The organism is Nocardia sp. 2TAF39 (genome assembly GCF_052114905.1).
In the GTDB taxonomy this organism is placed as follows: domain Bacteria; phylum Actinomycetota; class Actinomycetes; order Mycobacteriales; family Mycobacteriaceae; genus Nocardia.
Genome location: NZ_JBFRFQ010000038.1, coordinates 45976 through 68967, shown reverse-complemented (window position 1 = coordinate 68967; position 22992 = coordinate 45976). Strand labels below are relative to the sequence as shown.

The following is a 22992-nucleotide window of genomic DNA, read 5'->3' as shown; positions in this document are numbered from 1 at the left end:
CCTGCGGCACCGCATGCCCACCCCGCATCGCATGGTCCCACCGAACGCCACTTGCCATACCGCGGACGCAACCACCCCTCGGACACAAGCCGGGCCACGAACCGGCAATACCCGATCTCACGACGCTCGAAAACCGAAGTGACTCGATGCGGTCACATCAGCAGGCAAGAGGCAGGTTCTGTCAACTGGCCCCGCCTGCGGCACCGCATGCCCACCCCGCATCGCATGGTCCCACCGAACGCCACTTGCCATACCGCGGACCCAGGCCGCTCGGACACGAGTGGCCGCGAACGGGCAATGCTGCGATGGGAAGCCCGAGTAAGCCGATGCGGAGCAGGGGTTTGTAAGACTCGAGTCGTGTGGGTCGAGTTGGGTGTTCAACACCTCACTCGAGTGTCGGCAAACAGCCTTGATGCCTATTCAAGGCTCGTTACCTGCGCCGGAGTGGCGCGACGGACAGTGCACGCCGTTCATGTGGCTGGCCGATGCCCAGGTCAGAGCTCGTAAAACGGTTCGGTATAACGGAATTCGCCGACGATCTGCGCGTCGTAGGCAGACAGCGCCCGTACCTGGAAGTGGGTGATCCAAGCGGGTTCGTCGGGGGCGATACCGACTCGCGCCGCGGGGACGAAGCCGAAGCGCGGGTAGAACTCCGAGCTGCCGAGCACGCCGATCAGCGGCTCGTCGAGTGCGTCGGCGGCGCCGAGGGCCGCGTGCATGAGCGCCGAGCCGACCCCGCCGCGCTGATGATCGGCGAGCACCCCGATCGGGCCGAGCGCCAATACCGGAAATGGGCCGACCGCTGCCCTGGTCAGGCACAGGTGACCGATGACGCTGTCATGCTCGATCGCCACCATCGAGAGAGTCGGGATCCAGCCCTCGTCGCTGCGCAGGCGGGCGATCAAGTCCACCTCGGGCGGGTCCGCGCTGCGGTCGTCGCCGGGCGCGGGTGGCGACCCGCCGACATCGACGCGGTCAGCGTATTGCGGTGCGAACGCGCTGCGGTGCACTGCCGCGATCGCAGTAGCGTCGTCAGCGCGTTCGCGACGGATCAGCACGGTCGTCTCCTCCCGAACGAAGTTGGGCTCATCGCACACGTTAGTCGCCTCGACCGGGGCGTCACTATCGTCGAATCGCCAACCAGTTACGAGTGTGCGGGAAGCGGCGGAGGCGCGCAATGGAATTCGCCGCAGTATGCCAGACTCTCACCCCATGGCAAGTTCCGCATCGCTGACCAGGGCTGAAGTCGCCGGCCTGATCGACCACACGCTGCTGGCTCCGGAGGCGTCAACCGCCGATGTCGCCGCGTTGGTCGAGGACGCGCGTGCGCTCGGCGTGTTCGCGATCTGCGTGTCGCCATCCATGCTTCCGGTGCGCGCGCCGGGGCTGGTGGTCGCGACAGTCGCCGGATTCCCCTCGGGCAAGCATCATTCGCTGGTGAAGGGCGCCGAGGCGCGGCTCGCGGTGGACCAGGGCGCGGACGAGGTCGACATGGTGATCGACGTCGGCGCGGCGCGCGCCGGTGACTACACGGCGGTGCTCGCCGATATCGTCACCGTGCGCGAGGCGGTGGGCGATCGGGCACTGCTCAAGGTGATCATCGAATCCGCGGCACTGCCGGACCAGGTGATCGTCGAGGTGTGCCGGGTCGCCGAGCACGCAGGAGCTGATTTCGTGAAGACCTCCACGGGATTCCATCCCGCGGGCGGCGCCAGCACGCACGCGGTGCGGTTGATGGCGGCGACAGTCGGCGGGCGGCTCGGTGTCAAGGCCAGCGGCGGCATCCGCACCGCCGAGGCTGCGGCCGAGATGATCGCAGCCGGCGCGACCCGATTGGGACTATCGAAGTCTCGCGAGGTGCTCGACGGCTTTCCGGCCTGAATTCACGCATCGAGTGGCACACCACGGTGCGGCCGTTCGCGGCTCGCCGCAGCCATGCATCACTCGTCGGGCCAGGTCAGAGGGTGGAGGGCGCGGCACCGAGGGCGACCATGCGGTGGAGGACAGCCGGCGACAGCGCGAGTTCGAATTCGTTTCCGCCGCTTTCGAAGACGAAAGCCAAATAGTTGTCCCGAGATAGTGGCGCCAGTCGGACAGTGCAGTGCTCCCCAACGATTACCCAGCCGCCGATGGTCAACTGATCGGACATCGCGCTCTCCCACCCCTCGATACTTCCGACAAGTGGACTATGCCACTTGTGATTCGAGGGTGTCAACGTCGGAAATTGGCCTATGAACTGGTGGAATACTCCCGCTGGAGTGCCCAGTGTCCGGGTGGATGCACCAGTTCGTCGAACTCGATCACCACCCCGTCGACGTCGTGCGCGGTGCGGTGCCGGACCAGCACCGCAGCGGGCCGCGACAGCCCGAGATGACGCAGCTCGTCCGCCGTGGCCAGTCGCGCGCCGACACGCTCACGCACGAACGCGACGCTCCGACCGATCGCGGATTCCAGATAGCGCAGCGTTCCGCCGGGTAGCCGCTTCGCGTCGAGCAACAGCGCGGCGGACTCGGCGAACCTGCCGGGAAACCACGAGATCACCAGCTCCATCGCACCGGTATCTGTGGCGCTCAGCCGCTTCCGCGTAACTACCGCACTACCCTGAGGCAGGCCGAGCATATCGTTGACCTCGCTCGGCCCTGCGACGACCGCCGCTTCCAGTACGGTTACCGACAGGCCCTCGGCAAAGGACGGCCCGTATCGCGGCGTCCCCTCCCGCATCAGCGCGGGCCGATCGACCACGTAGGTCCCCGACCCACGGTGCGATTCCACAATCCCTTGCTGTCGCAGGGCATTCAGCGCCTTGGCCGCAGTGGGCCGGGCAACCTTCCAGCGCGCGGCGAGCTCGCGCTCGGAGGGGACTTCGGCGCCGGGAGCCAGCTCGCCGCGCTCGATCTGCTCACGGAGATGTCCCGAGATCCGGAGATATTTCGGAAGCCCTTCATCAATTTCGGCCACCGGTCGCCTTCCGCCGCGGACACCGCCCCTCGGACTGGCCAGTGTAACAACGGCACGCCCGTGCACCGAGAGCTCGCACAAGCCCGCACCGAGCCGGTCCCGCAGGGCACAGCCGACCGATAGAGTTGCCGGACCAGTACAGCGCGGTACGGACAGGACCGAACGGAAGGGGGCTTCCAGATGGCGGTACCCGACACCGGACAGGGGACGGCTCGAAAGCTGTACGCGGCGGCCATCGGCGAAGGTGACGACGAGCCCTTCGCACTGGACACCGCGGTCGCCGAAAACCTCGCCGCGGCATGCGACAAACTAGTCGACGACCTGCATCAGGCCATGGCCGACCGGCATCTCGTCACCGACGTGACCGGCTTCCCGAATCTGCCGACCGGACATGGTCTCACACGCGGATTCGCAGACAAAGGCAGCCAGTATCTGGACACGCTTGCGGCGTTCCAGGAGACGGCACTGCTGTTCAAGGCCGCGTACCTGGCTGCCGCCAACCGGCTTGCCGAAGCCGAGGCCGCGAACCAGGCGGCCCTGCGACTGATCACCGAGTACCTGGAGCCCAGGTGAGTACGGACTTCCGCGCCGGGATCGACTGAGGGGTAACGAATTGGCAGACTTCGTGGCTCGCGCCGCCGCCGACGGCATCCGGCAGGAACTGGCCGGATTCACCGAAGGAGCAACCGATCCCGCGTACGCACCGGATCGGGAACTGTTCGGCGCCTATACCCACCAGCAGATCTGGGAGCTGGTGCACGAGGCGCTCGACCCGGCCGCGCTCAACCGGACCGCCGAGGCATGGCACGCGAACGCCCGCGCGGTCGCCGAAGCGTTCCAGGCGTTCTCCGACACGACGAACCGAGAATTCGCGCACTGGTCGGGCCGCGCGGCTGACGCCGCAGTACGCGCGACAAGGGAATTCGTCCGCGCGGGCACCGAGGCGCACGATGTATGTCGCGCAATAGCGCGCCTTATGGAGTTGAATGGCGATGCCGCGCAAACGGTCCGGGGTGCGATCCCGCCGCCGCAGCGGTACCGGCCGCTGGAGGACCCAGCCGCCGAGGCGGTGTACGGCGGGAAACGTAGGATGGATCACGACAGTGCGGCGGCCGACATCGAGGCAGATGTCCGGGACACGATGACCTACGTCTACGCCACGACCATGCCCGCTTCCGGCGACCGCGTTCCGCAATTCCCCCAGCCGCAGGGGCCGGCAGGCGTCCCGCCCGATCCCGGCTCCGTCCGTGGAGGCGGCGCACGGTGAAATGGGTGCTCACCCCGGACGAGTTCACGCATGTCTGGGCAAACGAAACAAGTCTGGACCGGAGACCCTATCCGATCAACATGGTGCCGCCGGCCATCGTGCGCACCGCATCGGAATATCGCGCATTACGTCTGCCGCAGCGGTTCGCCCGCCAAGCCGATCCCGACCTGGCCGCCGCCCTGATGGTCTGCGCCCGCACCGACGCGACCACCATCACCATCTCCGGCGAGCGCTCCACCCTCCCGCGCAACGGAGAGGACGCCGATGCCGAACGGATCCTCGCCTTCGCCGCGGTGGTGCACAACCACGCCGGCATCCTGGTCGCCACCCCGGACAAGGTGACCGTGCTGATGTGCCATGCACGGGCCATGGGCGAACGCCTGGTGCAGATCATCGGGTCCGCCCAGCCGGGCAGGCTCGGACCGATGCGCGAGCCGCAGGACGCGGTGCTGGGCCCGGACCACCCGAAACCATTCGCCACCAACGGTCACTGCGGCGCAGCCCGATTCCGTCAAACCCTGTGCAAACCAGTCGACGGCCGCGGCTTCATCACCGTCACCGTGGAACCGGACAACCCCATGTCGCCGCCGACCCGCCACCGCACATGGCTGGACATCACCGGTGATGGGCGGTACATGCTGACCACCGCGCACGACCTCATCCTCGCCCCGGTCTCCGATGAGGATTTCGCCACTCAATTGCAGCGCTTGGCTGGTATCTGATTGGTTAGGTGTAGGACATGGCGAAGCATTGGCTTGTTGCAGCTACCGATGCCCTGAGGGCCGACGGGTTACGGATTGCCGCGCTGGACACGTCCGGGCGGCCGGGGTTCGCGGGCGACAAGAAGGCGGGCACCGAGCTGCTCGCCGAACGCGCCCTGGTGCTGTCGGATCTGCAGGAGAAGCTCTACGCGAACGGCCGCTCCGGAGATAAACGCAGCGTGCTGCTGGTATTGCAGGGCATGGACACCGCGGGCAAAGGCGGCATCGTCCGGCACGTTATCGGCTCGGTCGACCCGCAGGGCGTCGACCACGCCGCATTCGGCGTGCCGACACCGGAGGAGAAGCGCCACCACTTTCTGTGGCGTATCCGCAAGGCGCTCCCGCGCGCCGGTCAGCTCGGGGTGTTCGACCGCTCGCACTACGAGGACGTGCTGGTCGTGCGGGTGCACAACCTGGTGCCGCCCATAGAGTGGCAGCCGCGCTACGACGAGATCAACGCCTTCGAGCGCGAACTGGTGGACGAGGGCATCACCCTGGTGAAGGTCGCCATGTTCGTCTCACTCGACGAACAGAAGAAGCGGCTCGCCGAGCGCCTGGAGCGCCCGGACAAGTACTGGAAGTTCAGCTCGGCCGACATCGACGAGCGCGCGTTCTGGCCCGCTTACCAGGCGGCCTACCAGACAATGTTGGACCGCACATCCACCGAGTACGCGCCATGGCATGTGCTGCCTGCCGACCACAAGTGGTACTCACGGCTCGCGGTCACCGAATTGCTCATCGACGCGCTCGAGCGGCTGGAACTCGATTGGCCCCCAGCGAAATTCGATGTCGAGGAGCAGAAGCGGCGGCTCGCGCAGGCCTGAGTCGCGCCGCGCCGCCTCTGGTCAGGAGACCAGGGGCCGGACTTCCTCGGCGACAAAGCGGATGCAGAAGGCGGGTTCGTCGGCGGTGGTTCGGAGAACAACGACCGCTCGGGCAAGCGCACCGACCAGCCGGGGCGTGCGAGTCGAGGGAAGCTCCGCGTGGTCGCCCCGCGATCGGCTCGGCTCAGGGCAAATGCTGGATCAAGCGCGAGCCGGGCCGGTGCGGCGGCCAGTGCGCGGCGCCGACCCGTCCGGTGTGCACGAATTCGCCCCAGTATCCGCGGATTCGAACGCCGAGCGCCTCGACCTGTGCGGGGGCGAGTGGTTTCAGCATCGCCGCGTCGCGCCAGGCGATGCCGTCCCCGAACAGCAGCGGCAGGTCGATGCAGTGGCAGGCGCCGTACGGGTTCGCCGGATGCAGCTGTCCGACGCGGTAGCAGAAGACGTCCGCACCGGCGTCGGCCAGTTGATCGGCGAACCGGAACATGCCGTCCTCGAACACCTTTCTACCGATGACCCGCTGCGCGGCGGAGGCGAGCCTGGTCCCGATCATCGGCACCTGCCGCACCGGGGCGAACACGGGATGCGGTCCCCCGTAGAACGCCCGCGCCTCTTCCGCCGTGCACCCGATCACCACGTGGAGCCCGGCGGCGGCGCCGCGCACCTTCTTCAGCCACGAGTGCTCGTCGGGCAACGGGCCCGCGTCGGCGACGGGCAGGAAGGGCGGCGCCGAGTTCAGCGCGCCCGGCCCCGCCGTCCGGCGGACGGTACGGGCCTGCGCGGCAAGCAGATCGGGCACCGCTACCGTGTGTGGGTCGGCGTCGAGCTCGGCCAGGAACACCGCACCCACCCGCTCGGCCCTCCGGTGGTTCTGGAACCCGACACCGAACGGTGCGCTCTGCACAATCGCGCGCGCGAACAGCGGCCTGGCCTGCTCGATGCCGAGCAGCGCCAGCACCGACTGCGCGCCCGCTGATTGCCCCGACAACGTGATCCGCTCGGTATCTCCGCCGAACGCGCGAATGTTCTCCCGCACCCAGCGCAACGCCGCGATTTGATCCAGTAGACCGAGGTTCCCCGCCGAAACGCCCGGCGCCCGAAGGTATCCGAGCGCACCGAGACGGTAGCTCACCGAGACCACCACGATGCCGGTCTCGCGCACGAGCCGGTCGGCGTCGTACAGATTCCACTGCCCACTACCGGCGAGATAGGCGCCGCCGTGTAGCCACACCAGTACCGGGCAGCTGCCGGGCTCGGCGCGCGCCGGCGTGGTCACGGTCAGCGCCAAACAGTCTTCCGACTGCTCCAGCGGTTCCGCCCGCCCCATCACCCCTTCGAGACGACCGGGCAATTGCGGCGCGATGGCATGCCGCCGGATCGCCTCGAATACCCCGTCGTGCGGTGCGACCGGCTCCGGCGCACCGAACCGCTCGGCCCGCGCATAGGTGATGCCGCGGAACACCGCGACGTCACCTACCACTTCGCCCACCCAGTGCCCGGAGGGTGCGACCACATCATGCATGCCGCTCTCACCTTCTATCGCAAGTCGACTTGCGATAGACGCTACGAGCCGGGTCCAAACAACGCAAGTGGACTTGCGATAATTGTGCGTATGGTCGAATCCTCCGCGCAGATCCGCGGGGCGCGGCTGCGGAAAGCCGTGCTCGACGCGACGCTCGCGCGCGTCGAGTCCGTCGGCATCGGCAACGTGCGGGTCACCGACGTCGCCGTGGCCGCCGGTGTCCACGAGACCTCTATCTACCGGCGCTGGAAGACCCTGCCCCGACTGCTGCTCGACGCGCTGCTGTCCCGGGTCGCCGAAGAGATCCCCCTGCCCGACACCGGTGCGGTGCGCGGCGACCTGGAGACCTTCATGTCCGACCTGATCCGCTTCGCCCAGACGCCGTCCGGCCTCGCCCTGATCCGCGGCACGGTGGTCGCCGACACCGATCCGGATGCCGAAACGGCGCGGCGCGAATTCTGGGCGCGGCGGCTGGCGGCGTCCGAGGAGATCGTCCGGCGCGGCATCGCCCGCGGCGAGCTGGCTCCGACCGTGGACCCACGACTGACCATGCTCGCGCTCGGTGGGCTGGTGCATCTGCACGTCACACAACTGGGCGGTCCACTGCCCACCGACCTCGCGCACACTGCCGTCGATCTCGTCCTCGCCGGGATCACCCCGCGCTGACCGACGGCACCCGGATGACCGGCATCGCACCGATAACCGAAATCGCGGCGGGTTGACCGATACCTTCCGCACCGACCGACACCGACGCGCGTATCCTCGCCCGGCATTTCGGAATCTCTCAGGTTCACCCGCGATGATGTGGACCGTGGCCCGATCACGCGGGGACGTATTCGGAGGATCTACCATCGTGGCGGCAGGAACCGGCAGGCGAGCGAAAGGCGTGGTGAGCGCACGGTGAGCAAGAACCCGGGTGGGAAATCGAACCCGCTGCTGGCGGCGGAACGCGCCGACCGCAATCGCAAGATCTTCATCCAGGTGGCCGTCGCCGCCGTGCTCGTCGGGCTCGTCGCGGCGATCGGCATCGGCATCGCCGTGAAGAAGGCCCGCAAGGACGACCCCGGCCCCACACCGTCCATCGCCGCGACCGGGAACATGAATACCGGGGGCACCCCCGGCTCGATCACCGACAACGGCGCCGTCCGGATCGGCAAGCCGGACGCGAAGGTGACCGTTCGCGTCATCGCCGACCTGCAGTGCCCCGCCTGCAAAGCCTTCGAGGCGGCCAACTCCCAGGTGCTCGCGGACGCGGTGAACAACGGCACAGCCAAGGTCGAGTACAACGTGATCGCGTTCCTGGACAAGGCCTCCACCACCCAGTACTCCTCGCGCGCGGCGAATGCCTCCTACTGCGTCGCCGAATCCGACCCCACCAAGTACCAGGCCTGGCTGGCCGCGATGTTCGCCCAGCAGCCCGCGGAGGGCGGCAGCGGTCTGCCCGACGACAAACTGATCCAGATCGCCAAGGACGCCGGCTACACCGACGGTGCGGTCGCCCAGTGCATCACCGAACGCAAATACGACAAGTACATCCAGGCCCGCACCAAGGACGTGCTGGAAAGCGGCATCCAGTCGACTCCGTCGATCTTCGTCAACGGCAAGCAGATCCAGTCGAGCCAGGAGATCTTCGGCCCCGGTGGCCTCGCGCCCACGATTGCCGCCGCGGCCCAGTGATCACCACCGGGCCACGGGCCGCGTGGATCCTGCTGATCGGCGGACTCGCGGGCTGGCTGGCCGCGGTGGCGCTCACGGTCGAACGGTTCAAGCTGTTCACCGACCCCGGCTACACCCCGTCGTGCAGCATCAACCCGATCCTGTCCTGTGGGTCGGTGATGGTGACCGACCAGGCGGCCGTGTTCGGGTTCCCCAACCCGCTCATCGGCATCGTCGGATTCTCCGTTGTGGTCACCCTCGGCGCGCTTGCCGTGGCCGGGGTGGGTTTCCCACGCTGGATCTGGGGCGGTCTCTGGCTGGGTACCGCGTGCGGCGTCGGCTTCATCTGCTGGCTGATCTTCGAAAGCCTCTACCGGATCAACGCGCTCTGCCCGTACTGCCTGGTGGTGTGGGCGATCATCACGCCGCTGCTCGCGGTGATCACCGACCAGCTCTGGGGGCGTTCACACGGCCCGCTCGGCGTACTTGTCGAGTGGCGCTGGACCATCGTCGCGCTGTTCTACGCGGTGGTCCTGCTGCTGGTGTTCCTGCGCTTCCAGGACTACTGGCTGTCGCTGGTCTGATCCGGCGGATCAGTTCGGCGGGCCCACGGTCAGCACCACCGCCACCGTGCGCTGTCCGCCCGGGCCGGTGACGGCCAGCCGCACGGTGTCGTTCGGTCTGCGCGTGTTCAGCGCCGCGCGCAGGGATTTCGCGCTGGTGATCACGCGGTCGTCGACCGAGGTGATCACGTCGCCCACGCCTAGTCCCGCGGAATGGGCAGGCATGCCGTAGATCGCGGCGTCCACACGGGCGCCGGTTCCGGCGGGCAGTGCGTTCGAGGTGATCACGCCGAGGGTGGCCGTCGGGCCGATGTGCACGGTGTCGGTCGGGGTGCCGGAACGGATCTGGCGGACCACTTGCATGGCCGTGTCGATCGGCACCGCGTAGCCGGTCGGCGATCGGGCGTCCGAGCGCGCCGACGCGCCCGACGCCGCGGCGATGACCCCGACCACATCCCCCTGCCGGTCGACCAATGCCCCACCGGACTGGCCCGACGTGACCGCCGCAGCGACCTCGAGCATGCCGCTGAGCGATTTGCGCGACAGGTCGACGGCGTTGACCGCCACGATGGCGCTATCCAGATCCGTGATGCGGCCCTGAACCGCGGTCGGGGTGCCGCCTGCCCCGCCTGCGTTGCCGATCGCCATCACCTCGTCCCGCACACGCAGGTCGGCCGAGCTGCCGATGGTGGCGATCCTCAGCGCCGACGCGGCGGAGAGGCCGAGCAGCGCGATGTCGGCACCGGAGTCGTACCCGAGCACCGTGGCGTCGTATACCGTTCCGTTGCCGACGTCGGTGACAGTGACGGTTTCCGCGCCCTTGATCACGTGGTGGCTGGTGAGCACCTCTCCGTCGGCGGTGAGCACGATGCCGGACCCGGCCGCGTCGAGCCCGGACGTCTTGGCGGACGCGTTGATGTTGACCAGCGCCGACTCTACGGCCGCCTCGACGAACATCGGATCGAGTGGCGCGGGCGGCGCCAGGGTGATCGGGGTCGCGATCTCGGACGGGTGGGACCAGTTACGGCTCGGCAGTTGGTCCCGATAGCCGAGAAATGCGGTCACGGCGAGCACGATGGTGACTATCATCACCAGCGCGCGTCCGCCGCCCGACGGGCGCCGGGTCACGTGCTGCCGTTCCTCGTCCATGGGTTCTCCCGCCTAGGCTGAACCGCTGACCAATTCCATTGTGGCCGCAGATCTTCGCCGAAGATCAGGAAACACAAGGGTAGGTTCGCTCCGCGCCGCGCGGAGGCGGCCACCACCGGCCCACCCTGCCGCTTCCGTCCCCCGTGGTTGGCAACCGCACCCATGCGACGGTAGGCATGTATTCATGAGCGAGCGAACAATCAGCGCAGCCACCTCGGTGGTCATGGCGGAGCCGAGCGCCAGCGAGGTGGAGTCATGAGCGAGCGCAGCGAGCGAACAATCAGCGCAGCCACCTCGGTGGTCATGGCGGAGCCGAGCGCCAGCGAGGTGGAGTCATGAACACAGCTGTCGCCTATGCGCTGTCCGCAGCCGATGGCTCGTTCGAGAAGGTCACGATCGAGCGCAGGGACCTGGGTCCGCGCGATGTACTGATCGACATCAAGTTCGCGGGAATCTGCCACTCCGACATCCACACCGCGCGCGACGAATGGGGCGGAGCCAGGTACCCCTGCGTGCCGGGACACGAAATCGCGGGCCTGGTCGCGGCGGTCGGATCCGCGGTGACCAAACACCACGTCGGTGACCGCGTCGGCGTCGGGTGCATGGTGGACTCCTGCGGGGTCTGCGCGCCCTGCCTCGCCGACGAGGAGCAGTACTGCACCGCGGGCGCGACGATGACCTACAACACCCCGGTCGACCCGGCGGTGCAGCCCGGCGGGCATACCCTCGGCGGTTACTCGACGCAGGTTGTGGTGACCGAGGACTTCGTCGTCCAGATCCCGGAGGGCATCGAGCTCGATGTCGCAGCCCCGCTGCTGTGCGCGGGCGTCACGCTGTACTCGCCGCTGCGGCACTGGAACGCCGGGCCGGGCAAAAAGGTCGCCATCATCGGCATGGGTGGGCTCGGACATGTCGGCGTGAAGATCGCGGCGGCGATGGGCGCGGAGGTCACCGCGCTGAGCCATTCGTTGAGCAAGCAGGACGACGGCAAACTTTTCGGCGCGAGCGGGTACTACGCGACCAGCGACAAGCAGACCTTCCGTGACCTGCGTGGCCGGTTCGACCTCATCCTGAACACCGTCTCGGCGAACCTTCCGCTGGACGACTATCTGCGGCTGTTGAACCTGGACGGCACCCTGGTGATCCTCGGCCTCCCCGAGCATCCGTTGACCGTCAAGCCGTTCACCCTCGCCGGATATCGGCGCTCACTGTCGGGCTCGATGATCGGCGGCATCGCGCAGACCCAGGAGATGCTGAATTTCTGCGCCGAGCACGGCATCGGCGCAGAAATCGAACTGATCTCCGCCGACGAGATCGACGGCGCCTACGACCGCGTCGTGGCCAGCGACGTGCGCTACCGCTTCGTCATCGACATCGCGACCATGTGACCCGCGTCGCGGACCGGCGCGGACAGGCGGTGTCGGCCAACGAACCGGGCCACGGCATGGGTAGGTTGGCCTTGTGTCTGCGGAGGAAAAGGACGAAACGACACGACCCGGGGGCGCGTCCGCCGACAAGGCGGTGGTTGCCGCTGAGGCGACCTCGAGTCCGCCGCCGTGGTTGCTGCGTGCCTTCCTGCTCGCCGCGGCGACGGTCGCCGGGCTGGTGGCGGGCTTCTGGGTGCTCCAGAAGTTGCAGGGCCTGCTGACGGTTCTGCTGGTCTCGCTGTTCCTCGCCTTCGCTATCGAGCCTGCGGTGAACTGGCTGGCCCAGCGCGGCATGCGCCGAGGTCCCGCCACCGGATTGGTGTTCCTCGCCGTGACCGCCCTCGCCGTCGCCTTCGGCTGGACACTGGGTAACCTGCTGATCGATCAGGCCACCACACTGGTGCGAAATGCGCCCGATTATGCCGACCGGGCCGTGGACTGGGTCAACCGCACGTTCAAGACCGATGTGTCCAGTACGGATATCCAGAAGTACGCCACCGACTGGAGCTCCAACCTGGAGGGCTACCTGACCGGGTTGGCAGGCAACGTATGGGGTATCGGTACCGCCGCGATCGGCGCCGTCTTCCAAGGCCTCGGCATCCTGCTGTTCACCTACTACTTCGCCGCCGACGGCCCGCGCTTCCGCCACGCCGTGTGCTCACTACTGCCGCCGCGGCGACAGCGGCATGTGTTGCGCGCCTGGGACATCGCGGTGGCGAAGACCGGCGGCTACATCTTCTCGCGCGGCCTGCTCGCGCTCATCTCGACGGTCGCGCACTACGCCGCGCTGCGGGTCTTGGACATTCCCTCCGCGTTCGCGGTCGCGCTCTGGGTCGGTGTGGTCTCGCAGCTCATCCCCACGGTCGGTACCTATCTCGCGGGCGCGCTTCCGGTGATCGTCGCGCTGGTGCACGGCCCGAGCACCGCGCTGTGGATTCTCGGCTTCATCGTGCTCTATCAGCAGTTCGAAAACTACGTGCTGCAACCGCGCATCACCGCGACCACGCTGGACATGCACCCGGCGGTCGCGTTCGGCGCGGTGCTGGCGGGCGCGGCGCTACTCGGCCCGACCGGCGCGCTGCTCGCCATTCCGGTGACCGCGACGGTTCAGGCGTTCTCCAGCGCGTACATCCGCCGCTACGACGTCCAGCCCGGCCTCGACATCAATCCGCCGGAACCCAAGCAGCCACGCCGAAAATGGACCAGGAAGTTGCGTATTCGCTTCTCCGGCAGCGGAAAACCGCCGGCACGGTGAGGCTGCGGGCGCTACGGCTGGCCATGGGCTCGCGTCCCGGGTAGAACTCTTCGGAGACGATTCGCACCGCACGGTGCCGAGGCTGGATGGGAACAATGCTGAAGCGGCCGCCGGACCTGGCCTTCGACCTCGGCAAGATGCACCGTAGGCGCAACGACGTGGCGGCCGCGCGCGAGGCGTTCCAAGCCGCTGTCGCTTCCGGGCATCCGAACTGGGCGCCGTCGGCCGCCGTGGAGTTGGGTGACTTGCTCAGCGCGGCGGGCGACAAGCCGGGGGCCGAGGCGGCCTACCGGGTGGCCGTCGATTCCAATCATTCCGAGGCGGCGCCGCGCGCGGCGTACAACCTCGCTGTGTTGCTTGCCGAGCGTGGCGATATCGCCGCCGCGGAAGCGGCATACCAGCTCGCCGCCGAGTCCGGGCATCCGGACGCGGCGCCCCGCGCGTGGATCAATCTCGGCTATTCGCTGGCCCAGCGCGGAGATTCCGGTGCGGCGCGGGCGGCCTACGGACATGCGATTGCCTCCGGCCCCGGCGAGATCGCCCGGCTCGCCCTGTCCAATCTGGCCTACTTGTTGCGCAACGAGGACGACCTGGACGGCGTGAAGATCGCCTACCGCACCGCCACCGATCGCTGGCCCGCCGAGCAGGCAGTCGTGGTGGCACGCGATCTCGTCCAGCACTTGAGCGAGGCCGGCGATCTGGCCGGAGCCAGGGACGTCAGCCGTCACCTGGTGGAATCGGGTGATCCCGCCGTCTCCGCACGGGCCAGCTTCGACGTGGGGCTGCTCAGCAGCAGGCTCGGCGACACCGCCGCGGCGCTGGCCGCCTTCCAGCGCGCACTCGATTCGACCGACGCCGAAGCCCGAGCACGGGCGGCGGACGCCATCGCGCCGATCTACTGGGAGCGCGCCGCGACCGTGCTGCGCGAGACCGACTGGGCTGGGCTGGAGCACGCCCACGGTTCCGCATCCGACGCGCCCGAACTGCTCGTCGACTTGATCAGCGCCGACACCGAGGATCAGTCGCGCGGTATCGAATTTCTGTATTCCACTGTCCTGCACCAGGGTTCGATCTACTCCGTCACCGCGCCCGCCGCCGTCGTCGTGCTCGGCGCCATGCTGCACGAGCGCACCGATGTGATGCATGCCAGCGCATTCCGCTGGCTCACCGGACCGCAGCCGTTGCGGCTCGGCTTGCTCAACTGGCTGCATGAGGTGATCGCCACCGCCGCATGGCAGTCTGCCGCCGAGGACGACGCCGAACTCACCCCGGCCGACCGTGCCGCCGCAGCGGCCTGCGTCGCGCTGTTCACCGATTTCCGTGCCGCTGCCGCGGCGGCCCTGGCCTCCGCCGGGCCCGACTCGGTCGCCAAGGCCGCTACCGACATGCTCGCGACGCTCACCTCGCTGGCTGCCCTCAGCGAGTGATCGCGTGCAGCACCGCCTCGACCGACTGCCCGGCGAGTTCATCCGACAGCGGCAGGTGCCCGAACAGCGCGCGGTAATAGATCGGCGCGGCGACCGCGTCCAGTACGAAGTCCAGATCGATCCCCGGATCGACCTCGCCCCGCTCGATGGCCGACCGCAGCGCGGTCGCGGTGGTCTGCCTGCGCGGTTCGAAGACCGTGGCCAGGAAATGGGCGCGCAGCCGCGCGTCCCCCGCCAAGTCGGCGACCAGTGCGGGCAGCACCCGGTGCAGCGAGGTATCCCGCAGCGCGGCAATGAGAGTGCGCATAGCGTGGGTGAGGTCGGCGCGCAGATCACCGGTGTCGGGGGTGGGTTGCACGCCGAGCAGGTCGGCGACCACGTCGACCACCAAGTGGCGCTTCGACGGCCACCTGCGGTAGATCGCCGGGCGGTGCAGGCCCGCGCGAGCGGCGACCCCACCGATGGACAGGTCGGCGTAGCCGACCTCGTCGAGCACCTCGCGCGCGGCGATCAGCACCGCGGCGTCGATCCGGTCGTCGCGGGTCCGGCCCGCCATCAGAAGACCGGGCGCGGCATCAGCACGACGCGCCAGCCGTCCGGATCAGGAAAGGTCAGACCGCCGTTGGCTGCCCAGAAGGGGTTTTCCGCGGGCACCGGTTCGACACCGAATTCGCCGAGCCGTTGCGCCACGTCGTACATGTGGGTCTCGCCGTCGAAGTAGAACACCAACAGATTCTCCGCACTCGGCGCATCGCCGGGGCTGCCGTTCTCATGCGTGGTGAATTCCAGGTGATATCCGGCTCCGGGCAGTCCGAGCATCACCCCGTCGTAGCCCGCATGGTTCTCGAATCGGTAGAGCTCGCGCAGGCCGAGACCCTCGACATAGAAGCGCACCACCTCGTCGAGGCGGTCGGTCGGGCGGGCGATACGGACCTGCGCGACGCGCAGCGAGTCCGGCCAGCTGTCGGTTTCCATACGTGAATAATACGGTTCGTACCGAACCGAATTAAGCCAGTCGCACTCCGCGCAGGCCCGGCCACCTTCGATTCGGTCGAACGCGACGGCGGCCCGGGTTTTTCGCTGGTCAGCGCTATCTCACTCGGCGGCCTCGGCACGCCTGCGGACGCGGCGCGCCGCGGCAACCAGATTGCGCAACGACGGCTCGAGCTGCCAGTAGTGGCGCGTCTTCAAGCCACCGTCCGGATTCGCCCACAACCGCTCCGGCGTCACCGCTTCCGCTGCCGCCGTGAGTAATTCGTCGAGCTCGTCGATGTCCGGGATGCGCGCGGAACGACTCTCGTACACGCCGGGGCCGACGCCGTGGCTGAGCCCGTGCCCCGAGCGGGAGTCCTCTTTCAGTGCCCGCAGCACCCACTCGATGGAACGGGTCGCCACGATCGCCGTGACGTCGGCGTCGAGTTCCTCGATCGCCTCGACCACCTCGGCGCGGCCGGAATAGCCGATATGCGTGTGGATCTGGGTCTCCGCCTGGACACCGGAGGTGGCCAGCCGGAACGCGTCCACCGCCCAGCGCAGGTACTCCGCCCTGCCCTCCGGACGCAATGGCAGCATCTCGCGGATCGCGGGCTCGTCGACCTGGATGATCGAGATACCCGCCTTTTCCAGGTCGACCACCTCGTCTCGAATCGCCAGCGCCACCTGGTCGGCGGTCTCGTGCAACGGCTGGTCCTGACGGACGAACGAGCGCGCGATCATAGTGACCGGTCCGGTCACCATGCCCTTGACCGGTTTGTCGGTGAGCGACTGCGCGTAGCCGATCCACTCCACCGACATCGGCGCGGGCCGCGCCACGTCGCCGTAGAGGATCGGCGGCCGCACACACCGGGATCCGTACACCTGCACCCAGCCGAAGTGAGTGGTCTCGAATCCGTCGAGTAGCTCGGCGAAGTACTGGATCATGTCATTGCGCTCGTGCTCGCCGTGCACGAGCACATCGAGACCGATGTCCTCCTGCAGCCGGATCGTCGCCGCTATCTCGGCCTCGATCCGCTTGCGGTAGTCCTCGTAGGACAGCCGCCCCTCACCGAGTTCGTAGCGCGCCTGGCGGATTCGACCGGTCTGTGGGAAGGACCCGAGCGTGGTCGCGGGCACCGGCGGCAGATTCAGCTTGCGCTGCTGCGCTTCCCTGCGCACCTCGTAAGGCTCGCGCGAACGCATGTCCGGCGTCACCGCGTAGACCCGCTGCCGCACCGCGTGCTTCTGCTTGAAATGCACCTCGGTCGGACGTTTGCGCCACTTGTCCGACGCACCCTCGGTGAGCGCCTTCGCAAGCGAAACCACCTCCCCCACCTTCTGTTTCGCGAAGGCGAGGCGGTCGGCGACATGTCCCTCGATGTCGTATTCGGTCAGCAGGTCGTATGGCACGTGCAGCAGCGTGGTCCCGGTCGCGACAACCAGGTCCGGGCACACCTGAGCGAGCTCGTTGAGGTATTCCAGCGTCGCGTAGCGGTCGGCACGCCACACGTTGCGACCGCTGATCACGCCCGCGTACAGGCGCTTACGCCGGATGCCAGGCACCTTGGCCAGATCATCCGGACGGATCCGGTAGCTGGCCAGGTCCAACCCGATCGCCTCGACACCGGTGCCGGCCAGGATGGTCAATGCCTCGCCGAAATCGCCGTACTGGCCGGTGACCAGGATGCGTGGGCGCAACGGCGCCTTCGAAAGCCGTTGGTAGGCGACTTCGAAGGCGGCCAGTTCGGCGGGCGTGCGCTCGCTGGTGAACGCGGCCTCGTCCAGCTGCACACAGGTGGCGCCCCGCTTGGCGAGGATCTCGAACAGCTCCTCGTATACCGGGAGCAGCTTGTCGAGCAGACTCAGAGTGTCGAAATCGCCCGGCTCCCCCGGGATGTGCCCGGCCTTGGACAGCAACAGCAGCGACACCGGACCGATGACCACCGGCCGCAGCTCGATGTCGCGCTCCTTCGCCCGGTCGAATTCGTCGAGCAGGGCCTCGGGGTGCAGCGAGAATTCGGTGTCGGCGTCCAGTTCGGGCTGGCGGTAGTGGTAGTTGGTGCCGAAGAAACGGACCAGCTCCAGCGGCGGCAGGTCGGGCCGGCCGCGCGCCATCAGGAAGTAGAAGTCCAGCGGGTCCAACCCGTCCCGGTACGGCTCGAACCGCTTGGGGACCGCACCGAACAGCAGCGCGTTGTCCAGCACGTGGTCGTAGAACGAGAAGGTATTGCCAGGAACCTGAGTCAGCCCCGTGGCGGCCAGCTCGCTGAATTGCTGTTCCTGGATATCGCGGCCGACCGCGAGCAGCTCGTCGCGCCCGATCGCACCGCGCCAGTAGGCCTCCAGTGCCCGCTTGAGCTCCCGGTGCGGTCCGATCCTGGGATAGCCGAGGACGCTCGACCCATAGCCGTCAGTCACGTTCACCATGAGCGGGATACTCCTGTGTTCGATGTGCAACGCTGTGTTTGATGTGCAGCGCCTGCGGCGCTGCGTGTTCGCGGCCCCCTTATGGCTCGCGTCCGAGCGGGCGAGACTCGCGACTACGTCGCATGCGCTTCGCCCGCTCGGACGCGAGCCGGGCCGCGAACGGCGCTCGTAAGACTCGCGCCCGACGGCGCTAGCGGAATCGGACCGTTTCGCCCCAGGGTTCGCCGACCACCTCGCGGTTGTACCGAACGCCTACCGGTGGTTGTACTGGTAGAAGCCCGCTCCTGTTTTCTTACCCAATAGTCCCGCCTCCACCATGCGCATGAGCAGGGGCGGAGCCGAGTACAGCGGCTCTTTGAACTCCGAGTACATCGAGTCGGCGATGGACTTCACGGTGTCGAGGCCGACCAGGTCGGTCAGCGCCAGCGGACCCATCGGGTGGGCGCAGCCGAGCACCATCGCCTTGTCGACGTCCTCCTTGGTAGCGAAACCGGATTCGACCATGCGGATGGCCGAGAGCAGATACGGCACCAGCAGGGCATTGACCACGAAACCGGAGCGGTCGGCGGAGCGCACGACCTGCTTGTCGAGGACATCGCCCGCGAAGGCCTCGGCCCGCGCGGCGACCGACTCGCTGGTTTTGAGCGTGGTGACCAGCTCGACCAGCGGCAGCACCGGGACGGGGTTGAAGAAGTGCATTCCGACGACCCGCTCGGGGTTCGCCGTGGCGACCGCGATCTTCATGATCGGGATGGAGGATGTGTTGGAGGCCAGCACAGCGGACGGGTCGGTGACGACCTTGTCCAGTTCGGCAAAGATGCTGGTCTTCACCTTCTCGTCCTCGAGTACCGCCTCGACTACCAGCTGGCGGTCGGCGAAGTCGCCGATGTCGGAGGTGAAGCGCAGGCGCCACGCGGCCTGTTCGCGCTCGCGCTCGGTGATCTTGCCGCTGCTCACGCCACGGTCGAGCGACCGGAGGATGCGGGCGCGGCCCGCGGCAGCCAGTTCCCGGGTCTGCTCGTACACCAGCACGTCGACGTGCGCCCTGGCACACACTTCCGCGATTCCGGCGCCCATCTGGCCGGCGCCGATAACACCGACGCGTTGGATCTTTTCGCTGCTCACGTCCCGCTCCTGCTGGTTTGTCTGGCTGTCGGGTGGCTTTGTGGTGAAGGTGCCGCTCGGTTGTGAGCGAAGCCTCCGATGGTCCAAGTTATAGGGATGCCCTCCCCGCCGGGGCTGTTCAGCGGGGAGGGCGAACACCCCTACCGGAGTAGGGGATTATCGGTATTCACGTCAGGAGCCTCACTTCCCTCGGTTAGCACCAGCCGAGCCCCAAATCGTTAGGTCACTGCTTACGCAACCACAACGCGCGAGGCCATCGAGCGCCGTTCGCGGCCCGTCTCGCGTCCGAGTGACCGTTGCGCATGCGCCGCAGGCGCGAGCAGCGGTCGCTCGGACGCGAGACTCCCAGGGGCCGCGAACACGCAGCGCCGCAGGCGCTGCCTAATGAAACTGCCCCTCTTCGGTGGAGCCCTTCAGTGCCGCCGTCGAGGTGTTCGGGTCGACGGTGGTCGCGATCAGGTCGAAGTAGCCGGCGCCGACCTCACGCTGGTGCTTGGTGGCGGTGTACCCGCGCTCCTCGGCGGCGAACTCGCGCTCCTGCAGGTCGACGTAGGCGGTCATGCCTTCGCGGGCGTAGCCGTAGGCCAGGTCGAACATGCCGTAGTTGAGCGAGTGGAAGCCGGCCAGGGTGATGAACTGGAACTTGAAGCCCATCGCGCCGAGCTCCTTCTGGAACTTCGCGATGGTCGCGTCGTCCAGGTGCGCCTTCCAGTTGAAGGACGGGGAGCAGTTGTAGGCGAGCAGCTGGTCCGGGAACTCGTTGCGCACGGCCTCAGCGAACTGCTTGGCCAGCTCGAGGTCGGGCTTGCCGGTCTCCATCCAGATCAGGTCGGCGTAGGGGGCGTAGGCCTTGGCACGCGCGATGCAGGGCTCGATGCCGTTCCGCACGCCGTAGAAGCCTTCGGAGGTGCGGGTGCCGTCCAGGAACGGCCGGTCGCGCTCGTCCACGTCCGAGGTGATCAGGGTGGCGGCTTCGGCGTCGGTGCGGGCGATGATCACCGAGGGCACGTCGGCGACGTCGGCCGCCAGCCGCGCGGAGGTCAGGGTGCGGACGTGCTGCTGGGTCGGGATGAGGACCTTGCCGCCGAGGTGGCCGCACTTCTTCTCGGAGGCGAGCTGGTCTTCCCAGTGCACGCCGGCGGCGCCGGCCTGGATCATGGCCTTCTGCAGCTCGTAGGCGTTCAGCGCGCCACCGAAGCCGGCCTCGGCATCGGCGACGATCGGGGCGAGCCAGTTGGAGACGGAGGTGTCGCCCTCGACCTTGGCGATCTCGTCGGCGCGCAGCAGCGCGTTGTTGATGCGGCGGACCACGGCGGGCACCGAGTTGGCCGGGTAGAGGCTCTGGTCCGGGTAGGTGTGGCCGGACAGGTTCGCGTCACCCGCGACCTGCCACCCCGACAGATAGATGGCCTTCAGGCCGGCGCGGACCTGCTGGACCGCCATGTTGCCGGTGAGGGCGCCGAGCGAGTTGATGTAGTCCTCGTTGTTGACGAGATCCCAGAGGATCTCCGAACCGCGCCGCGCGAGGGTGGCCTCCTCGACGACAGTGCCCTGGAGCTTCGACACCTGCTCCGCGGTGTAGTTCCGGGTGACGCCCTTCCAGCGGGGGTTGGTGTCCCAATCCTTCTGGATTTCCGCAGCGGTCTTCGGGGTGCCGGTGGTCGACATCTCTGACTCCACTTCCTCGTTCGATCGATGCCGCAGGGGTCGAGCATTGCAACAACTCAGACTGCTGGAGCGGCAATTTGCAGGCTTGCTAGGCCTATCGGATGTACTTCCACACGATTGCACAACCAGAAATAGCCGTCTACCTGTTGCTACTGCGAATCTCAGCTAGGTTTCGAGCGACGTTTGCCAACTCTGCAAAATTTGCCACCTAATTGCAAGCGTGCAACCTACCGGCCAGTAGCCCTGACGTGCGATTTTAGCGTAACGCCCGTACTGTTAGCGATCGACGGCCAGGCCACCCACGACGCACCCGGCAATTCCCTCCTGTGAGCACATTCACAAGGCCGCTGTGGCCTGCGCCACGCGAGGACTGGCGACAGAATCGCGGCACCGACCCGCAAGGAGTCACCAAGCGTGAAGACCGATATGCCCGAGACGACGTGGTCCAAGAGCACCCCACAGCAGCGGCCAGACCGCCTCCGTGGAAGTGGCTCGGCTCCGGGCGCGATCCACAGTAGAAATACGGCTGTTGCGAAGTGGTTCGACAACAGCCATATCCCTACGTTCGACGGCATCGCTGCCGTCAACCGCAGCAGGTGACCTGGCCACTCCGGGCCAAGGACGGACAAACCGAGCCAAGCTGCCCCTGTGGGGCTGGTCGACCGGCGAACGACCATACTTCACCGTCGAAAGAAGTTGACGCCGAGCAATTTGCTGAACTTTCAGCGGCACCGGCAAGGGGTCATGGCGTCCAGCGGGCGCGTAGAACTCCATCGTCGTCGGGGAGCACGCCGGCGAGCAGGGGGCTACGCTCGTCCACCGTCATGGGCAATATCATCGCGGCGCGTGCCCGAGCCAGTTGCGCGGGCAGTTGCGCGTGGTCTTCGTCGTCGGCGAGGAAGCTGGTGATGTACTCATCTTGGTTTTCCCAGACGAGTTCGATCAGTCCTTCTCGGGGGACCGCACGAAGTACGGCCGCGACGTCGGTGCAGAGATCCGGCCAGACAAGCAGTCGGGCGCGTGGCGTCAGTCCGGCGCGAACGATGCTGATGTTGGTGGCGTCGAGGCGACACCAGCGGGACGCGTTAGTGACGTAGCCCTCTTCCAGTAGCACTGATCCGTGACGGTTGACGAGGTCGGTCAGTTCAGCCCAGAACGCGTCGTCGGCGCAACGTTGCTCGCCCGGCTCATCGAAGGATGGGTCACATGGGGACATGTCGAGCCGCTGCGGGAACAGCCCGAGTGCGCGGGTGCGAGCAACTGCCTGCTCGCAGGATTCAGTACTGCCGATATACATGTACTGGTCGTATCCGACGTGGAGGAAAAACCTTCCCTCCACTTCCAGCCGGCACCATGCGCCACTGTCGCGCAGCATGGCGCGTAAAAGTTCGAGACCCGTGCTGAGACCCACCTGAGCGCCGTCGTGATAGCCGGTCAGGTCTGACGGGAACAGCCCGCTCAGCCCATGGCCGTCGATCGGTGCTTCCAAGCCGAAATTGATGAAACCTGCGATGGCGGGGTCACGAATTGTCAGATGAGTTACTGCGGTGTCCTCGGCGAAGGCCGCCGCGGCGTCGAGGTAGGCGGCTTCCACTCGGCCGTGGTCGCTGATGCTGTCCTCAGCACCGATGTAGTAGCCGCGGTCGTCACGATCGGCTGGGTCGTACTTGGTCACCTGGTAGACAACGGGTAGCATGTCACGACCTCGCGGGCCCGCACACCACAATGGGAGCATGGCCGCGCTCGAGGATCCGATCGACCATTGCCGCGCCGAAGCTTCCAGCGGTGACCAGCCAGCGTTCTCCAGAATAGAGCATAAGCACCAGAGTAGAAGCTGGCGCGGAATATGCGACCAGATACCCAACCATGTCTGAGAATCCTTTCAGCCCAGCGTGTCTGGGCAGCTCGTCTTGCCTGACGATCGCCCAGAGCAACCCGCGGCGGTGCGCTGGTCCGCAACAGCCGAACGCTGCCGCAGACCACACGTC

22 protein-coding genes are annotated in these 22992 nt (G+C 67.3%); 11 read left to right on the top strand and 11 right to left on the bottom strand.

Annotated features, from left to right (window positions below; genetic code table 11):
* Window positions 1-494 precede the first annotated feature (494 nt).
* A complete protein-coding gene (locus tag AB4Z47_RS22185) occupies window positions 495-1058 on the bottom strand; it encodes a GNAT family N-acetyltransferase (RefSeq protein ID WP_441953232.1) in 564 nt (187 codons plus the stop codon).
* A gap of 154 nt (window positions 1059-1212) precedes the next feature.
* On the opposite strand from AB4Z47_RS22185, the gene deoC reads away from it, so the two are divergent.
* The gene (gene deoC / locus AB4Z47_RS22180) at window positions 1213-1881 is read left to right on the top strand and encodes a deoxyribose-phosphate aldolase (protein ID WP_441953230.1); all 669 of its coding nucleotides are present in this window, start codon (window positions 1213-1215) and stop codon (window positions 1879-1881) included.
* 76 nt (window positions 1882-1957) lie between these two features.
* Here the strand turns inward: deoC and AB4Z47_RS22175 are convergent, their stop codons facing one another.
* A complete protein-coding gene (locus AB4Z47_RS22175; protein ID WP_441953229.1) occupies window positions 1958-2149 on the bottom strand; it encodes a hypothetical protein in 192 nt (63 codons plus the stop codon).
* An 80-nt stretch (window positions 2150-2229) separates the two neighbouring features.
* A complete protein-coding gene (locus AB4Z47_RS22170) occupies window positions 2230-2958 on the bottom strand; it encodes a GntR family transcriptional regulator (RefSeq protein ID WP_441953228.1) in 729 nt (242 codons plus the stop codon).
* A 180-nt stretch (window positions 2959-3138) separates the two neighbouring features.
* Between AB4Z47_RS22170 and AB4Z47_RS22165 the strand changes: the two genes are divergently transcribed.
* From AB4Z47_RS22165 to AB4Z47_RS22150, 4 genes are read left to right on the top strand one after another with little or no spacing between them, the layout of a single operon-like run.
* Window positions 3139-3531, top strand: a complete 393-nt coding sequence (locus AB4Z47_RS22165) for a hypothetical protein (RefSeq protein ID WP_441953227.1) — start codon at window positions 3139-3141, stop codon at window positions 3529-3531.
* Between the two features lie 40 nt (window positions 3532-3571).
* Window positions 3572-4225, top strand: a complete 654-nt coding sequence (locus AB4Z47_RS22160; RefSeq protein ID WP_441953226.1) for a hypothetical protein — start codon at window positions 3572-3574, stop codon at window positions 4223-4225.
* Between the two features lie 5 nt (window positions 4226-4230).
* Window positions 4231-4947, top strand: a complete 717-nt coding sequence (locus AB4Z47_RS22155; RefSeq protein WP_441953225.1) for an ESX secretion-associated protein EspG — start codon at window positions 4231-4233, stop codon at window positions 4945-4947.
* Between the two features lie 17 nt (window positions 4948-4964).
* Window positions 4965-5810: a polyphosphate kinase 2 family protein gene (locus AB4Z47_RS22150; protein ID WP_441953224.1), complete on the top strand. Its 846-nt coding sequence runs from the start codon at window positions 4965-4967 to the stop codon at window positions 5808-5810.
* 184 nt (window positions 5811-5994) lie between these two features.
* Here AB4Z47_RS22150 and AB4Z47_RS22145 read toward each other — a convergent pair whose 3' ends face one another.
* Complete coding sequence (locus AB4Z47_RS22145; protein WP_441953223.1) at window positions 5995-7332, bottom strand: carboxylesterase family protein; 1338 nt, start codon at window positions 7330-7332, stop codon at window positions 5995-5997.
* A 90-nt stretch (window positions 7333-7422) separates the two neighbouring features.
* On the opposite strand from AB4Z47_RS22145, the gene AB4Z47_RS22140 reads away from it, so the two are divergent.
* The 3 genes from AB4Z47_RS22140 (at window position 7423) to AB4Z47_RS22130 (ending at window position 9572) form a co-directional block, all read left to right on the top strand.
* Window positions 7423-7998 (top strand): TetR-like C-terminal domain-containing protein, encoded by a 576-nt coding sequence (locus AB4Z47_RS22140; protein WP_441953222.1) that lies wholly within the window; start codon window positions 7423-7425, stop codon window positions 7996-7998.
* 234 nt (window positions 7999-8232) lie between these two features.
* Complete coding sequence (locus tag AB4Z47_RS22135) at window positions 8233-9009, top strand: DsbA family protein (RefSeq protein ID WP_441953221.1); 777 nt, start codon at window positions 8233-8235, stop codon at window positions 9007-9009.
* Window positions 9006-9572 carry a vitamin K epoxide reductase family protein gene (locus AB4Z47_RS22130; protein ID WP_441953220.1) on the top strand — a complete coding sequence of 189 codons (567 nt, stop codon included), beginning with the start codon at window positions 9006-9008 and terminating at the stop codon, window positions 9570-9572. The genes AB4Z47_RS22135 and AB4Z47_RS22130 overlap by 4 nt, the downstream gene beginning before the upstream one ends.
* A gap of 9 nt (window positions 9573-9581) precedes the next feature.
* On the opposite strand, the gene AB4Z47_RS22125 is transcribed toward AB4Z47_RS22130, so the two are convergent.
* Window positions 9582-10700 carry a S1C family serine protease gene (locus AB4Z47_RS22125; RefSeq protein ID WP_441953219.1) on the bottom strand — a complete coding sequence of 373 codons (1119 nt, stop codon included), beginning with the start codon at window positions 10698-10700 and terminating at the stop codon, window positions 9582-9584.
* Window positions 10701-11035: 335 nt separating this feature from the next.
* Between AB4Z47_RS22125 and AB4Z47_RS22120 the strand changes: the two genes are divergently transcribed.
* The 3 genes from AB4Z47_RS22120 (at window position 11036) to AB4Z47_RS22110 (ending at window position 14809) form a co-directional block, all read left to right on the top strand.
* On the top strand, window positions 11036-12088 hold the full coding sequence (locus AB4Z47_RS22120) for an NAD(P)-dependent alcohol dehydrogenase (RefSeq protein ID WP_441953218.1): 1053 nt from the start codon (window positions 11036-11038) through the stop codon (window positions 12086-12088).
* Between the two features lie 73 nt (window positions 12089-12161).
* Window positions 12162-13382, top strand: coding sequence for an AI-2E family transporter (locus tag AB4Z47_RS22115; protein ID WP_441953217.1), 1221 nt, complete (start codon window positions 12162-12164; stop codon window positions 13380-13382).
* A gap of 86 nt (window positions 13383-13468) precedes the next feature.
* On the top strand, window positions 13469-14809 hold the full coding sequence (locus tag AB4Z47_RS22110; protein WP_441953216.1) for a tetratricopeptide repeat protein: 1341 nt from the start codon (window positions 13469-13471) through the stop codon (window positions 14807-14809).
* Here AB4Z47_RS22110 and AB4Z47_RS22105 read toward each other — a convergent pair.
* From AB4Z47_RS22105 to AB4Z47_RS22080, 6 genes are all read right to left on the bottom strand, one after another.
* Window positions 14799-15365, bottom strand: coding sequence for a TetR/AcrR family transcriptional regulator (locus AB4Z47_RS22105; protein WP_441953215.1), 567 nt, complete (start codon window positions 15363-15365; stop codon window positions 14799-14801). The genes AB4Z47_RS22110 and AB4Z47_RS22105 overlap by 11 nt on opposite strands.
* A complete protein-coding gene (locus tag AB4Z47_RS22100) occupies window positions 15365-15784 on the bottom strand; it encodes a VOC family protein (protein ID WP_441953214.1) in 420 nt (139 codons plus the stop codon). Before AB4Z47_RS22100 ends, AB4Z47_RS22105 begins: the two co-directional genes overlap by 1 nt.
* A 120-nt stretch (window positions 15785-15904) precedes the next feature.
* Complete coding sequence (metE, locus tag AB4Z47_RS22095; protein WP_441953213.1) at window positions 15905-18211, bottom strand: 5-methyltetrahydropteroyltriglutamate--homocysteine S-methyltransferase; 2307 nt, start codon at window positions 18209-18211, stop codon at window positions 15905-15907.
* 252 nt (window positions 18212-18463) lie between these two features.
* A complete protein-coding gene (locus tag AB4Z47_RS22090) occupies window positions 18464-19336 on the bottom strand; it encodes a 3-hydroxybutyryl-CoA dehydrogenase (RefSeq protein ID WP_441953212.1) in 873 nt (290 codons plus the stop codon).
* A 381-nt stretch (window positions 19337-19717) separates the two neighbouring features.
* On the bottom strand, window positions 19718-21004 hold the full coding sequence (aceA, locus tag AB4Z47_RS22085; protein WP_441953211.1) for an isocitrate lyase: 1287 nt from the start codon (window positions 21002-21004) through the stop codon (window positions 19718-19720).
* A gap of 742 nt (window positions 21005-21746) precedes the next feature.
* Window positions 21747-22868 carry a hypothetical protein gene (locus AB4Z47_RS22080; protein WP_441953210.1) on the bottom strand — a complete coding sequence of 374 codons (1122 nt, stop codon included), beginning with the start codon at window positions 22866-22868 and terminating at the stop codon, window positions 21747-21749.
* Window positions 22869-22992 lie beyond the last annotated feature (124 nt).